The 14,066-nt window shown below is 41.0% G+C and carries 13 protein-coding genes; 5 read left to right on the forward strand and 8 right to left on the reverse strand.

The genetic code is table 11. The features are described 5' to 3' along the window. Positions 1 to 25: 25 nt before the first annotated feature. From ACFQ1M_RS12675 to trhO, 5 genes are all read right to left on the reverse strand, one after another. Positions 26 to 727 carry a CoA transferase subunit A gene (locus ACFQ1M_RS12675; RefSeq protein ID WP_386408764.1) on the reverse strand — a complete coding sequence of 234 codons (702 nt, stop codon included), beginning with the start codon at positions 725 to 727 and terminating at the stop codon, positions 26 to 28. A 156-nt stretch (positions 728 to 883) separates the two neighbouring features. Next, on the reverse strand, positions 884 to 3,235 hold the full coding sequence (locus ACFQ1M_RS12680) for a penicillin-binding protein 1A (protein WP_386408766.1): 2,352 nt from the start codon (positions 3,233 to 3,235) through the stop codon (positions 884 to 886). 80 nt (positions 3,236 to 3,315) lie between these two features. Continuing rightward, entirely contained in the window at positions 3,316 to 3,792 is a 477-nt protein-coding gene (locus ACFQ1M_RS12685; RefSeq protein ID WP_386408768.1) for a gliding motility lipoprotein GldH, read from the reverse strand. Then, positions 3,785 to 5,101 carry a PSP1 domain-containing protein gene (locus ACFQ1M_RS12690; RefSeq protein WP_386408770.1) on the reverse strand — a complete coding sequence of 439 codons (1,317 nt, stop codon included), beginning with the start codon at positions 5,099 to 5,101 and terminating at the stop codon, positions 3,785 to 3,787. Before ACFQ1M_RS12690 ends, ACFQ1M_RS12685 begins: the two co-directional genes overlap by 8 nt. A 178-nt stretch (positions 5,102 to 5,279) precedes the next feature. Beyond that, the gene (gene trhO / locus ACFQ1M_RS12695) at positions 5,280 to 6,311 is read right to left on the reverse strand and encodes an oxygen-dependent tRNA uridine(34) hydroxylase TrhO (protein ID WP_386408772.1); all 1,032 of its coding nucleotides are present in this window, start codon (positions 6,309 to 6,311) and stop codon (positions 5,280 to 5,282) included. Between the two features lie 471 nt (positions 6,312 to 6,782). On the opposite strand from trhO, the gene recA reads away from it, so the two are divergent. The 4 genes from recA to ACFQ1M_RS12715 all read left to right on the forward strand — a co-directional run bounded on the left by recA (position 6,783) and on the right by ACFQ1M_RS12715 (position 10,545). Beyond that, positions 6,783 to 7,790, forward strand: coding sequence for a recombinase RecA (recA, locus tag ACFQ1M_RS12700; RefSeq protein WP_386408774.1), 1,008 nt, complete (start codon positions 6,783 to 6,785; stop codon positions 7,788 to 7,790). A 95-nt stretch (positions 7,791 to 7,885) separates the two neighbouring features. Continuing rightward, the gene (locus tag ACFQ1M_RS12705; RefSeq protein ID WP_386408776.1) at positions 7,886 to 8,299 is read left to right on the forward strand and encodes a hypothetical protein; all 414 of its coding nucleotides are present in this window, start codon (positions 7,886 to 7,888) and stop codon (positions 8,297 to 8,299) included. Between the two features lie 29 nt (positions 8,300 to 8,328). Further along, positions 8,329 to 8,880: an RNA polymerase sigma factor gene (locus tag ACFQ1M_RS12710; RefSeq protein WP_386408778.1), complete on the forward strand. Its 552-nt coding sequence runs from the start codon at positions 8,329 to 8,331 to the stop codon at positions 8,878 to 8,880. After that, positions 8,881 to 10,545 (forward strand): outer membrane beta-barrel protein, encoded by a 1,665-nt coding sequence (locus ACFQ1M_RS12715; protein ID WP_386408779.1) that lies wholly within the window; start codon positions 8,881 to 8,883, stop codon positions 10,543 to 10,545. It abuts the gene before it with no gap. Positions 10,546 to 10,628: 83 nt separating this feature from the next. Here ACFQ1M_RS12715 and ACFQ1M_RS12720 read toward each other — a convergent pair whose 3' ends face one another. Next, the gene (locus ACFQ1M_RS12720) at positions 10,629 to 11,387 is read right to left on the reverse strand and encodes a lysophospholipid acyltransferase family protein (protein ID WP_386410860.1); all 759 of its coding nucleotides are present in this window, start codon (positions 11,385 to 11,387) and stop codon (positions 10,629 to 10,631) included. A gap of 78 nt (positions 11,388 to 11,465) precedes the next feature. Between ACFQ1M_RS12720 and trpS the strand changes: the two genes are divergently transcribed. Next, positions 11,466 to 12,434 (forward strand): tryptophan--tRNA ligase, encoded by a 969-nt coding sequence (gene trpS / locus ACFQ1M_RS12725; protein ID WP_386408781.1) that lies wholly within the window; start codon positions 11,466 to 11,468, stop codon positions 12,432 to 12,434. Between the two features lie 32 nt (positions 12,435 to 12,466). On the opposite strand, the gene ACFQ1M_RS12730 is transcribed toward trpS, so the two are convergent. Together ACFQ1M_RS12730 and ACFQ1M_RS12735 are read right to left on the reverse strand one after the other, a co-directional pair. Beyond that, positions 12,467 to 13,189 (reverse strand): hypothetical protein, encoded by a 723-nt coding sequence (locus tag ACFQ1M_RS12730; protein WP_386408783.1) that lies wholly within the window; start codon positions 13,187 to 13,189, stop codon positions 12,467 to 12,469. A 140-nt stretch (positions 13,190 to 13,329) separates the two neighbouring features. After that, the gene (locus tag ACFQ1M_RS12735) at positions 13,330 to 14,061 is read right to left on the reverse strand and encodes a hypothetical protein (protein ID WP_386408784.1); all 732 of its coding nucleotides are present in this window, start codon (positions 14,059 to 14,061) and stop codon (positions 13,330 to 13,332) included. Between the last annotated feature and the right edge of the window lie 5 nt (positions 14,062 to 14,066).

Genomic DNA, 14,066 nt, shown 5'->3' on the forward strand with positions numbered 1-14,066 from the left:
TTTTCACATTGTTTAAATTTTCAAATCAAACTTTACTTCTAACCGTTCGTTGTTCTATTCGCTTCTCATACTTCTCGCCTTGAAAGATCCGCTGCACGAATATCCCAGGGATATGAATTTGATTGGGATCCAAAGTACCCAGTGGCACAAGTTCTTCAACTTCGGCAACGGTGATCTTGGCAGCTCCACACATACATGGATTGAAGTTTCTTGCGGTTCCTCTGAAGATCAAATTTCCTGCTGCATCTCCTTTCCAAGCTTTCACAAATGCAAAGTCGGCATCAAAGGCATTTTCAAGCACATACATCTTGCCATTGAACTCGCGAGTCTCTTTTCCTTCGGCCACCTCTGTACCGTAACCTGCAGGCGTATAAAAAGCTGGAAAGCCAGCTTGGGCCGCTCTGCAACGTTCTGCCAACGTTCCTTGCGGAATCAACTCCACCTCCAATTCGCCGCTGAGCATTTGTCTTTCAAATTCGTCATTCTCTCCGACATAGGAAGAGATCATCTTCTTTATCTGATGTTTTTGAAGTAACAACCCAAGGCCAAAATCATCCACTCCTGCGTTATTGGATATGCAGGTGACGTCTTTGACTCCAAGTCTTACTAGCTCGGCAATGGCATTTTCAGGAATGCCGCTAAGCCCAAAGCCTCCAAGCATAAAGGTCATACCACTTTCTACCCCGTTGAGTGCCTCGCGAACACCTGCTACTTTTTTGTTGATCATCGGTATAAAATTTATCCGAAAATTACGAAATTCTTAAAGATTAAGAGTTCATTTTATGAAAGATATAAGCTTCATTTTCTTCATGATTCCTATGGCCACATGTCAGTAATAAAAAAAGCGCCTCGCGGTGCTTTTTCTATAATGTTATCATTCTTTTTAGAATCCCAGATCTTCGAGATCTTCATCCTGATTCTTAAAAAGATCTTCGAGTCCATCTGAGGCCACGGCCCTACTGCAATCGACATTGATCTTCAGATTGTCCGGTTTTTCGAAATCTTCCTTGGAAATCTCTAAATCCTTATTCTCATAGCATTTTTTCATGTAAAGTGCCCAAATCGGCAGCGCCATCGACGCACCTTGCCCATAGGCGATACTTTTGAAATGTACTGCCCGGTCTTCACCTCCAACCCAGACACCGGTAACAAGATTAGGTACCATTCCCATGAACCAACCATCACTTTGATTCTGTGTGGTTCCGGTCTTTCCAGCGATCGGATTGTCGAACTGGTACGGATAGCCTGTGACCACTTCTTTATAGACGATATCGTTCTTCTGACTCGCATGTCTCAATCGCATACCAGATCCGTGCTGGGTGACCCCCTGCATTAGATTTACGGTAACATATGCAGCTTCCTTGCTAAGGACATCTTTGGTCTCTGGCGTAAACTCGTACAATATAGTACCATTCTTATCTTCGATTCGTGTGACCATTACGGGTTTTTGATAGATTCCCTGATTTGCAAAGGTCCCGTAGGCGCCGACCATTTCGAAAAGGCTAATGCCAGGCGTTCCCAAAGCGATGGAGGGTACTGGTATCAATTCCTCGCTAGTGATGCCCATATTTTGAGCCAAAGTGACCACTGGTTCGGGTCCTACTTGGTTCATCAGTTGTGCAGTAATGGTATTCACAGAATTGGCCAATGCATTTTTAAGGGTTCGATATCCGCCATATTTCTCTCCAGAATTCTTAGGACACCAATCTTCCATATTTCCATACTTTCCAGCAGGGATACATGTAAGTACATCCGGTAAAGAATCACAAGGCGAAAGTTTTAGCTGATCGATCGCAGTAGCATAAACGAACGGTTTGAATGTAGACCCGACCTGTCTTCGTCCTTGATGCACATGATCGTACTGAAAGTGTTTATAGTTATAACCTCCGACCCATGCTTTTACATGGCCTGTTTGAGGATCCATCGACATGAGCCCAGAACGCAAGAAATGCTTGTGGTATCTGATCGAATCTCGCGGCGTCATAATGGTATCGATATCTCCTTTCCACGAGAAGACTTTCATTTCGGCCTTTTTCTCAAAAGAGGCATAGATCTCTTTTTCGGAGTAGCCCTCATTCTTCATATTTCTCCATCGATCCGATCTGCGCATCGCATCTTTCATGGTCTTTTCTATTTGTGCTCTCTCGAGGTCCACGAAAGGCGCCGTACGATTTCTTTTCTTTGTGTTTTGAACGAAGAACTCCGCTTGTAGCTTTTTCATATGCTCCTTCATTGCTTCCTCCGCATATTCTTGCATTCGACTGTCTATAGTAGCATAAATCTTAAGGCCGTCTCTGTAGATGTTATAATTCGTTCCATCTGGTTTTGGGTTTTTTTCGATCCAATCCTTCACAAAGTCCTTGAGATACGCTCTAAAATAGGTCGCTAATCCGTCGCTATGTTCCTCTGGCGAAAAATTCAACTTTAAAGGCAATTGCTGCAAGGAATCTTTTTCCGCCTCCCCTAAGAGACCATTTTTATACATCTGTACAAAAACTTGATTTCTTCGTTGTTTGGATTTTTCAAAAGATATTTTTCTGTGCGGATTGTATTGTCTGGGATTTTTTAGCATAGCTACCAGTACCGCTGATTCTTCCAATTTTAGATCTTTTGGCTCTTTGCCAAAATATATTCTAGAGGCAGACCGAATACCATGGGCCTGAAAGAGAAAACCAAACTTGTTCAAATACATTGTAATGATCTCCTCTTTGGTATATTGTCGTTCCAAGCGTATGGCGATCACCCATTCCTTTACCTTTTGAAGAACGCGTTCTGCTGAGTTTTGTGAGGCTTTTTTTGTGAATAGTAATTTGGCCAACTGTTGGGTAATGGTACTTGCTCCGCCTCCTTTTCCCATCTTGACCATCGCTCGAAGTGTTCCTCGCGCATCGATTCCTGAATGATCGTAATAGCGTTCATCTTCGGTTGCCACTAAGGCTTTGATCAGATTTTCTGGCAGATCATTGTAACTGATCGGCGTTCTATTCTCATTAAAGAACTTTCCCAGTGTCTTATTGTCGGAAGAGATGATCTCGGTTGCCAAATTGGTCTCTGGATTCTCCAATTCTTCAAATGTGGGCATTTCGCCTAGCCAACCCCATGAGGCCATCAGGAAAACAAGGGTCACCATTGCAAATCCGCTCGCAAACAAGATCCAAAACCACTTTATATACTTCCAATTATTCTGCGTTTCTTTTGCAGACATTCCTTTCTTTTTTGTCTTTTTTATCGCCATAAATGTAGGTTTATTCGATAATCTTTATTTCAACCTGACCGCTCTTATACGGGTTTTCGAGGGCATGCCCCGAAGTACGTTTATTTTTTTTCAATTCTGAAGCCAATGTCCAATATTCCCGGCAACTTTTCGATGCCGGACACGTCGCCATTCTTTCGCATGGCATGTTTTATGGTCACGCTATAGTCCCCTTCTTCGGGAAAGGTGATATTTTCTTTATACCAGAGCTTGTTTTCCTTTACATCGGTGAACCCTTTACCAAGCCATTCGCCATCAGGTCTGGCCATTTCATATTCCAAAGTGTCGGTGATCACTTTCCCTTCGGGAAAATTCATCTCAATGATGAGAAAAATGTTGCTGAATGGAAAACTGTTGTCATTTCTGAGGTTTACGAACAGATCATATCTGTCGGATTCCACGGGTTGCTCGAACTTGAATGACACCTGTTCTTTGGCATCCCATCCATCGGAGAAGCTATGATACTCATCGTAGACCTGCTTCCCATCGCAGGAAATAAATAAAATGGCTATGGCCATCCATAGAAATGTCCTATTCATTTTTATCTCCCTGTTGTCTGGCTTTATTTCTTCTTTGGTTTTTGTTAGGTCTTCGTTTCTTTTGATTGCCTCCGCCTTTCTGCTGCTTTTGTTGTTGATCCTTTGTTGCTCCGCTGCTTTCTTTTTGAGGTCGATTCCCTTTAGATTTTCCTCGCTGACCTTTTGTTGCCTGTTGTCCTCCTCTTCCTTGATTCTTTCTCCGGCTCTTTTTTCGTTTCGGACGATCAAATCGCGTAAGACTATCTTGTCCTACAACGTTCTCAAAGTCGATTTTGGTATCTTCCTCTAACTCTGAGGCATATTCTTCCAGGCTTGGCACAGGTTCATTTTTGGCATTAAGCTCTAAGATCTCGTGAACATGAGAGGTCTTTAACTTGTACCAGTTCATCCATTCACCTTCGTAGGCGAACCACATCCATCCTTTAAAGATGTCGATCTTTTGGCATACTGCTTTTCCTTTTGCAGTCATCACCTTGGTATCTGCTTTTGGAAAAGATTTCAGCGCATCCAAGTAAGCATCCAACTCAAAATTGAGACAGCATTTTAGCTTTCCGCATTGACCTGCAAGCTTTTGAGGATTTAATGAAAGTTGCTGATATCGAGCTGCAGCCGTACTCACCGATCTGAAATCTGTAAGCCATGTAGAGCAACACAGTTCTCTTCCGCATGAACCCACACCTCCCAATCTGGCAGCTTCCTGTCGGTATCCTATTTGCCGCATTTCGATACGAATATTGAAAGCCTTGGCCATGTCTTTTATGAGTTGACGAAAATCGACACGCCCCTCGGCAGTATAGTAGAAGGTCGCCTTAGACCCGTCGCCTTGAAACTCGACATCAGAGATCTTCATCTCCAATCCAAGCCGTATGGCCAGTTCCCTTGCACGTTTTTGAACTTCCGCTTCCTTATTTCTAGATGCCGACCATATTTCTACATCTCTTTGCGAGGCTTTTCGGTATATTTTCTTGATCTCGTCAGAGTCGAGCGATACTTTTTTGTGCTTCATTTGCACCTTTACCAACTCGCCCGTCAGTGTTACGATACCAACGTCGTGTCCTGGGGATGCCTCGGTAGCAACAACATCACCAATACTTAAGGATAAGTTCTCCGTATTTCTAAAAAACGCCTTTCTGCTATTTTTGAATCTTACTTCGACGCAATCAAAAGGTTTTTGACCATTTGGCAATGCCATGTTTGATAACCAATCGAAAACTGTGAGTTTATTACATCCATCGGAGCCACAAGTGCCGTTATTCTTGCAACCTCTAGGTTGTCCGTCTTTACCTGTAGAACAACTGGTACATCCCATTCTTATTATATATAGTGGAACATCGACCTATCTGAATAGTTGATCTTGTCGATGGTTGTATCCGTTAATAACCATTAATACAATTTGGTAAATATACTATTTAATAGGGGTAAATTAAAATATTGTTTTGGACAATAGGCATAAAAAAAACCACCTTTGCAGGTGGTTGAAACTATGATCAGCTCTTAAACTTCAGGACGGAGGATCGTCCTTTTTTAAAGATCTTATTACTGGCCTTCTTTCCCTTTCTCAGTGATTTTTGCTCTTCATAAGGAAGTGCTACGATGTCCTTGCAGTCTTCCGAACAACAATGATTCATCTTTTCTGCACATTCCTCGCATTGAATAAATAAGAGGTGGCAGCCTTCATTGGCACAATTTATATGAGTGTCGCATGGTTTTCCGCATTGATGACAATTGGCGATGATGTCTTCAGAAATTCGTTCGGCACGTCGCTCATCAAATACGAAGTTCTTTCCTATGAATTTGTTCTCAAGGTCTTTATTTTCAACCTGTCGGGTGTATTCGATGATACCACCCTCCAGTTGAAATACCTTCTTAAATCCTTTATGCTTGAAATAGGCGCTGGCCTTCTCACATCGAATACCACCAGTACAATACATGACCAGGTTCTTATCTTCCTTATGCGCTTTTAAATCATCTTCGATGATGGGCAATGATTCTCTAAAGGTATCTACATCTGGAGTGATGGCTCCTTTAAAATGACCTATCTCACTTTCATAGTGATTGCGCATGTCTACCAAGACGGTATTTGGATCGTCCAGCAATTTGTTGAATCCTTCTGCATCTACGTGGACTCCCTTGTCGGTAACATCGAAAGTATGGTCATCCAATCCATCTGCGACGATCTTGTGTCGTACTTTCACTTTAAGTTTTAAGAATGATTTATTGTCTTGCTCCACGGCGATATTCAATCGAACTCCATTCAAAAAAGAGATGCTATCCAAATGCTCCTTGAAAGCTTCAAAATTTTCGGCGGGCACGGAAAGTTGGGCATTGATCCCTTCCTTGGCCACATAGATCCTACCGAGAACGTCTAGCTTGTCCCAAGTGATAAACAGATGATTTCTTAGAATTTCGGGATTTCCGATATGTGCATATTGATAGAAAGAGAGTGTGAGGCGCTCTTTGCCGGCCTCTTCAATTAACGCCGCTCTTTCTTTTGCACTTAATGTATTGTACAGTTGCATGCTATACCAATAGTTTAAGTTAAAAAGAATCAATTAAGGTGCGGCAAATATAGGATTTTCTCTGGATTTGCACGGAAGTTGAAAGTGGGTTAAATGCTATTCACGAAATTAGACCCTTGAACTATATTCGGAGTTAGTTGACCTTCGGTTGCAAAATGGGCATTGGGTCCTATCAAAAAATAAAAGAGCCACAGGTTTGCGGCTCTTTTACTAGCTAATTCGTTATTAATTTTATTACATTTCTATGTACAATCAATAACGAAGCTAGCCACCATCAAGTAATCCATTGAGCGTTTGGATCACAAATGTTTTAAAAACTATTATTTTCTTGTTTGTCCTCATAAAGAGGGTAATCATTGCTTTCCCTAATTAGATACTGCAACTACGAAAAGGTTGCGTCATAATTTTGGGGCGCTGTGAAAGAAGTAGTATTTTAGCTTTATTATTCAATTCTGAAATATTTAAAAGTATATGAGCTCTGAAAAAGATGCAAAATTAAAAGCATTAAAACTCACATTAGATAAACTAGATAAGGCCTACGGTAAGGGTGCAGTGATGAAATTAGGTGATTCTGTGGTCGAGGAGGTCGAGGTCATTCCTACTGGTTCACTTGGTTTGGACCTCGCACTAGGCGTAGGAGGTTATCCCAGAGGAAGGGTCATAGAAATTTTTGGTCCAGAATCATCTGGAAAGACCACATTGACCTTGCATGCCATTGCGGAAGCACAAAAGGCAGGCGGAATTGCGGCCTTTATTGATGCTGAGCATGCATTTGACCGTTTTTATGCAGAAAAGCTTGGAGTAGATATTGACAATTTAATTATATCGCAGCCAGATCACGGAGAACAGGCCCTAGAGATCGCTGACAACCTAATTCGCTCTGGCGCTATCGATATTGTAATTATCGACTCGGTTGCAGCACTGACGCCAAAAAGTGAGATCGAGGGAGAAATGGGTGATTCTAAAATGGGCTTGCACGCACGACTAATGTCTCAAGCCCTAAGAAAACTTACCTCTACCATAAGTAAGACCAATTGCACGGTGATCTTCATTAACCAGTTGAGAGAAAAGATAGGGGTCATGTTTGGAAATCCTGAAACCACTACAGGTGGTAATGCACTGAAGTTTTATGCCTCCGTGCGATTGGACATTAGACGGTCCACACAAATAAAGAATACCAATGGCGAGGTCGCGGGGAACAAAACTCGTGTAAAAGTTGTAAAGAACAAGGTGGCACCTCCATTTAGACAGGTCGAGTTTGATATCATGTACGGAGAAGGCATCTCTAAAATTGGCGAGATCATCGATCTGGGTGTGGATTATGAGATCATTAAGAAAAGTGGTTCTTGGTTTAGCTATGGAGACACCAAGATCGGGCAGGGACGCGATGCGGTGAAAACGCTGCTCCAAGACAATCCAGAGCTCTTGGAAGAGCTAGAAGGCAAAATTAAAGAAGCCATAAAAATCTTAGCTGAATAAGAAAGCCTTACTTAAAAATCCCATTACGGGATTTTTTTGATTATATAAGCAACCTTTTGTATGGTGATGCATCTATAAAAAGTAATAGTTATATCATGAAAAAAATAATTGCCCTTTTAGCTTTGACCATTTTTGTGTCTTCCTGTAGTTTGGACGATGATTCAAATGATTTTACATTTGAGTTTGTTCCTATAGTATCGGTAGAGATGCCAGATACTTTTATGCTCAACGAAACACATCAGATTACTCTAAACTATTTTCGTCCTTCCACCTGTCACGGATTTTTCGATGTTTCTTTTTCTCGAGATTCTCAGTTGCAACGTACGGTGGCCGTTATAAATACTGTGGCGAACAGTGCTGATTGCACCGAACTGACAGACGAACTTAGGGATTTCACTTTCGATTTTTCGGTCGTTTACACCGGTACGTATACCTTTCGATTTTGGCAAGGGAAAGATGACAACGGTGAAGACCTATTTTTAATAATCGAAGTGCCCGTTATAGAGTAATCTTAACATTCAACCACCAACAAACCATCTTGAGTTTAGAAAGACTCATACAACAGTGTAAGAAAGGTGACCGTAAGGCGCAAGAGGAACTATATCGCTTATTTGCGAACAAGCTTTTTTCTACTTGCCTCAAATATTCAAGGAATAAGAGTGAAGCAGAGGATAATTTACAAGATAGTTTCATCACTATTTTTAGTAAGATAAAACAATATCAAAGCAAAGGCTCGTTTGAGGGTTGGTTGCGACGAATTACGATCAATACTGTGCTTCAAAAATATCGTGGCCAGGGCGTTTTCAATCTGGTGAATGAAAATCAAATTGAAGAAGAAACCTCCCTTGAAGTCGATGAGAACCATCTTTCCTTGGATTTTTTATTGAAGATAATCCAGGAATTACCAGATAGATATCGTCTGGTTTTTAACCTCTACGTGTTGGATGGCTATTCTCACAAAGAAATAGCCGACATGCTCAACATCAGTGAGGGAACCTCAAAATCCAATTTGGCAAGAGGTAGAGCAATTTTGAAAGAAAAGATCATAGCGCATCAAGCGCTCGAAAAAAAAAATGTAAACTCGTTATAAATGGGTGATCAGAAAAATATAGATAGACTGTTTCAAGAACGCTTCAAAGATTTTGAGGTTGTTCCTGAAGATCGCGTGTGGGAAAATATCGAAGCCACGCTTCAAGAAAAAAAACGAAAGAGACGGATCATCCCTCTTTGGTTGAAACTAGGTGGTGTCGCCGCCGTATTGGCCCTTCTTTTTATGATTGGCTACGACTTTGATACCAAAACAGATTTTGATAGTAATACACCGATTACAGATGTTAAAAATACGAGTGACGCCGCATCTGATCCCAGTGCCCGTGATAGTGGTACAGGAACAGAAGCATCGCCAAACAACGGTATAACCATAGACGAAGAAGCTACAACGAATGGTGTTGCCAGTACTGAAGAAAAAGAAAAAATTGACGAAGAAGTTCCTTCTTCAAAAACAGAGCTGGCAACACCTATTTTAGAACCTAATAACAAGCCTGTTGTCTCTCAAGACAAGAATGAGCCATCACTGGAAGCTGAGATCGATCAAAAAATAGAGCAACGGGGTAGGGCTCCACTTCAAAAGCAACAGGAAAAAGATGCTATTGTCGGTATCGACAACGATACCCAGAAACGGCATGAAAAGCAAAATACTCCTACAAACTTTCAAAACGAAAAGAAAAATCTTACCACAGACAAGGCCATAGCTCCCGTCACTAAAGATGCCTTGGCCAAGAACAATATTCCGCTTTTATATCAAAACCAAGAAAAGCGTGAATTTTTGAGCACCGAATTGCCTAATACGCAAAAGACCATAGTCAAAACAGATATCGTAGAATCCGAAAAATTGAAAGATATAACTCCCGAAAGAGAAGCTGAAGAGGACATCACGGAAATTTCTAAAAAGAAATCTTTATTCGATGTGATCAGTGAAAAGGAGTTAGAGACTATGAATTCTGAAAAAGAAGCCATTGCGGCTAACAATAATGACAAAAAATGGAGTGTCAATCCTGTTGTGGCCCCAGTATATTACAATACTATCGGTGAAGGTTCTCCGATACATTCCCAATTTAGTGACAACGGAAAAAATGGCGATGTCAATTTAAGTTATGGTGTTAACGTGGCCTACAACGTCACAGACCGTCTTAGCGTACGCTCGGGAATTAACAAGGTGACCGTGGGATATACTACCAATGACATTTCATTTGCGCCTACAGTGGCTCCTACCACCATTTCTACCATTACCTATGATGGCTCACTTGCCACAATGGCCATTGCGGATCGCGGCGCAGCTGTTATATCCAGTACAGAATCCTTTGCAGAATTGGGTGCTATTGATGCCACCGCCTTTGATGGGGCGATGAATCAGCAAATGGGCTATTTAGAAGTGCCTTTAGAGATAAAATATCGTGTTGTTGGTAACAAACTGGGAATTAACCTCATCGCGGGCGCGAGCACATTATTTTTAACTGATAATGAAATTACTTTAGAGGCCGATAATTTTTCAACAGAAATGGGAGAGGCCAATAATCTCAACGAGGTCAGTTTTTCGACCAACTTCGGTGTGGGTGTCGACTACAGTATATCCAATCAGTTCCAGCTTAGCCTGGAACCGATGTTCAAATATCAACTCAATTCTTTCTCTGATAATCAGGGTGGTTTTAAACCCTATATCCTAGGAGTGTATACAGGTTTTAGTTTTAAGTTTTAGGTTTTTTTAGTTGGTTAGGTTGATTATTGCTCAAAAAGCAGTGTTATGATGCCTTAAGAGGCGACTCGATAGAGTCGCCTCTCTTATTTTTGATGCTGAAATTCGCTCAGTTTTTCGAAGATCACCTCGCGCGTCTTGTTTTTTAGTCTAGTGGTATCCTCTCTTGAGGCCACGCTCAATCCTTCTGTGGAAATAAAAGGTAAAACAACGGCCCTCATCTTTCCTAGACTGCCCTTAAAAAAGGCAAAAGGGAACCGTGCTTTGTTATCCACGAAAGCCATAGGTACAATAGGTATTTGATATTCGATGGCCAGTCTAAATGCACCATCTTTGAATTCATCCATCAGCATATCCTCATTAGGGACGCCACCTTCAGGATAGATACAGATGCTAAGGCCATTATCCAAACGCGCCTTGGCTCTCTTGTATACCCCAGATCGGCTTCGGGCACTGCTGCGATCCACCATGATACAAACACGCTTATAGAAAAACCCAAAGATCGGAATTTTCACCAATTCCTTCTTTCCAACAAACACAAAAGGATTTTTTGAAGCTTTGAGCATCAACATGATATCTGTCATGCTCGTATGATTAGAGACCAACATATAACTTTTGCCTCTTTCTAGTGTTTCCAAACGACTGATCATAGGGTAAAACCCCATTCCGTATAAAATTACATTGGCCCAGACATTTCTTGCCAGCCAAAAAAATTGTGGATACCACTTCTCTCGAGAGGACAAGACCAAGAGAAAGGGAAACATCACGACTATTGGGAGCGCCACAAGGACATAGAACCATATACGCCAGAGAACATATAAAATACTTTGAAAAAAGCGAATCATGTCGCCAAAAATACGCAATTGTGTGATTCTTTTCTCAAAACATTTACCTTTGCTGAAATTTGAAATCATCCGTCCTTTATGGCTAGAATACTCACAGGTGTGCAAAGCACTGGCACTCCACATCTCGGAAATCTTTTAGGGGCCATCATCCCGGCTATAGAAATGGCAAAAAATCCTAACAATGACTCCTTTTTGTTTATCGCAGACCTACATTCGTTAACACAGATCAAGGACGGAGCGACCCTTAGGCAAAACACCTATGCCACAGCAGCGGCATGGTTGGCTTTTGGGTTAGATATCGAAAAGACCTTTTTTTATAGACAAAGTGATATTCCTCAAGTTACCGAGCTATCTTGGTATCTAAGTTGTTTCTTTCCCTATCAACGCCTTACCTTGGCGCATTCTTTTAAGGACAAGGCCGACCGCCTTGAGGATGTGAATGCTGGGCTTTTTTCGTATCCTATGCTTATGGCTGCAGATATCTTGTTGTACGATGCAGAGATCGTTCCCGTCGGGAAGGACCAATTACAGCATCTTGAAATGACAAGAGATGTGGCGGGAAGATTTCACAGGCAGCTGGGCGAAACATTTGTGATTCCTGAAGCTAAAGTACAAGAAGAGACCATGTACGTTCCAGGCACTGATGGCTCAAAAATGAGCAAAAGCAAAGGCAATATTATCAATCTGTTTTTGCCAGATAAAAAGCTGAGAAAACAAATCATGAATATCGAAACGGACAGCACCCCGTTGGAAGCACCCAAGGATTGGAGTAGCTGTAATGTTTTTGGACTTTATAAGTTGGTCGCCGGCAGCAACGACATCGCTACCATGAAATCTAACTATGAAAATGGTGGTTATGGCTATGGGCATGCAAAGCAGGCACTTTACGAACTCCTCGTTGACAAATTCTCAGAACAACGCGCTCGATTCGATCACTACATGAATAACACGGATGAGATTGACAAGGCATTGGCCTATGGCGCGGAAAAAGCTAAAAAGATCGCCGATGAGGTACTCTCCAGAGTCCGGTCCAAGGTAGGGTATTAGATAACGCTTCTATTCTTTTCAATTAGACGGTACTACCCTTCAAAAGCGATTTTGGGTTTGGTGCAATAGAGATAAAAGAACCAAAGACCTAGCATAAAGAATCCTGTGCTCAATAGGTTCAGACCAGGAAGTGCATCATTAACGAACAATAGATACTGTGCGCCTTCCACTACGTCTTGTAGAAAATAACCAAATACGGCGATCACCAGAAAATTAGCGCGTCTGTACTTATTGGCATTGGCCAAATAATAGACAAAGGCCACACTTAAGACGATGAGCTTGACTATCGGATAAGAAAATCCAGTGAATAGATGGTTAAAACTCAAGTCGAATTTTACTATCAATCCTGTGATCTCATAGATGATATAGGCATCCACAGCAATGATGAGAAAAATAAGCCATAAGTATTTATCAACGACCAGCAACGCCTCTGTTTCTTTTACGATCTTAAAAAGAATTAATACAATGGCCGCGATCACCAGTAAATTACCTGCATGTTGAAACCATAAACTGGCATCAGGAAAATATTCTGATGCAACGCTGACGACACTCGAGGCTAAAAATAAGGATAGGACCTTGATCAGTAAGATGTTCTTTCTCTTGCCAAAAAGCAAATGATATGCGATCATAGCGATCAACAATAAACAATTTGCTTTTGTCGATTTATCAAATTCTTGAAGTAAACTAAAATATAAGCTTGAAATGCCGGCTAGTGACATCAATCCCAGGATGCAGTACTTGAAAATAGCATTCATAGTGGTTAAAGATTGGGTTGCTTGATTCTCAATGTAGATCACATCTTCAAAAAAAAGAAAGAATCCCTGTAAAATGCATAATTTTTCGATGAATCTGTCAAATAGCTTGCGATTTCTTTAAAAAAATGATTGTCTTTCAATCATTTCCATTGATCGATACTGCCCTTTGGCATTGCGAAAAAAAGGTAGAGAAAGAAAAGGGCAATTAAAGCGAATCCACTTTGCAGTAGCCCAAGACCAGATAGCCGATTGGTCATAAAGAACAGATATTGAATTACCTCGGTGAGGTCTTGCAAAAAGTAAAAGCCAAAGGTGATCACCAAAAACGATGCTTTGCGTGACTTGTTTTTGTTTGCTAGGTAGTAAATGATTCCTACGCTAAATAGCATCATCTTAAGAAATACGAAAATTGACCCAAAGAACAAATGACTGCTATCTAGTCCATACTGAATGCTCAAATAAATAAGCTGGTACATTATAAATGCGTCAATACCGATGATGGTCAATATCAACCACATATAATTTCCATAAATTAATTCAAAACTGGTTTCTTTGATGATATTGAAAAAAATTAGCAATATCCCACCAAGAAACGCGAGATTACCCATAAAATATGCGAAAAAATTAAGTTGATTTCCAGAAAGATAATCAACATACTCGATTACATTGGACAGGATGAAAAGAGATAAAATGCTTATCAAGCAGATGTTCCTTTCAGCATTTAAGGTCATATAACAAAGCAGCATCAATAACAGTACTGCGCTTTCACTATAAACAGAGTTGATATAATCTATTTGGAAACCAAAATAAAGGTTCGCTAAAGCTGCTATGACAATACACGCAGTTAGAGCATATCTATAGAAGATTCTCATCGCCT

It is taken from the genome of Sungkyunkwania multivorans, from assembly GCF_042675645.1.
GTDB lineage: Bacteria > Bacteroidota > Bacteroidia > Flavobacteriales > Flavobacteriaceae > Sungkyunkwania > Sungkyunkwania multivorans.

Bases quoted from the DNA above. Each gene is read 5' to 3' on its own strand.
- ACFQ1M_RS12675 (WP_386408764.1), bottom strand. From the start codon at position 727: ATGATCAACAAAAAAGTAGCAGGTGTTCGCGAGGCACTCAACGGGGTA.
- ACFQ1M_RS12680 (WP_386408766.1), bottom strand. From the start codon at position 3,235: ATGGCGATAAAAAAGACAAAAAAGAAAGGAATGTCTGCAAAAGAAACG.
- ACFQ1M_RS12685 (WP_386408768.1), bottom strand. From the start codon at position 3,792: ATGAATAGGACATTTCTATGGATGGCCATAGCCATTTTATTTATTTCC.
- ACFQ1M_RS12690 (WP_386408770.1), bottom strand. From the start codon at position 5,101: ATGGGATGTACCAGTTGTTCTACAGGTAAAGACGGACAACCTAGAGGT.
- trhO (WP_386408772.1), bottom strand. From the start codon at position 6,311: ATGCAACTGTACAATACATTAAGTGCAAAAGAAAGAGCGGCGTTAATT.
- recA (WP_386408774.1), top strand. From the start codon at position 6,783: ATGAGCTCTGAAAAAGATGCAAAATTAAAAGCATTAAAACTCACATTA.
- ACFQ1M_RS12705 (WP_386408776.1), top strand. From the start codon at position 7,886: ATGAAAAAAATAATTGCCCTTTTAGCTTTGACCATTTTTGTGTCTTCC.
- ACFQ1M_RS12715 (WP_386408779.1), top strand. From the start codon at position 8,881: ATGGGTGATCAGAAAAATATAGATAGACTGTTTCAAGAACGCTTCAAA.
- ACFQ1M_RS12720 (WP_386410860.1), bottom strand. From the start codon at position 11,387: ATGATTCGCTTTTTTCAAAGTATTTTATATGTTCTCTGGCGTATATGG.
- trpS (WP_386408781.1), top strand. From the start codon at position 11,466: ATGGCTAGAATACTCACAGGTGTGCAAAGCACTGGCACTCCACATCTC.
- ACFQ1M_RS12730 (WP_386408783.1), bottom strand. From the start codon at position 13,189: ATGAATGCTATTTTCAAGTACTGCATCCTGGGATTGATGTCACTAGCC.
- ACFQ1M_RS12735 (WP_386408784.1), bottom strand. From the start codon at position 14,061: ATGAGAATCTTCTATAGATATGCTCTAACTGCGTGTATTGTCATAGCA.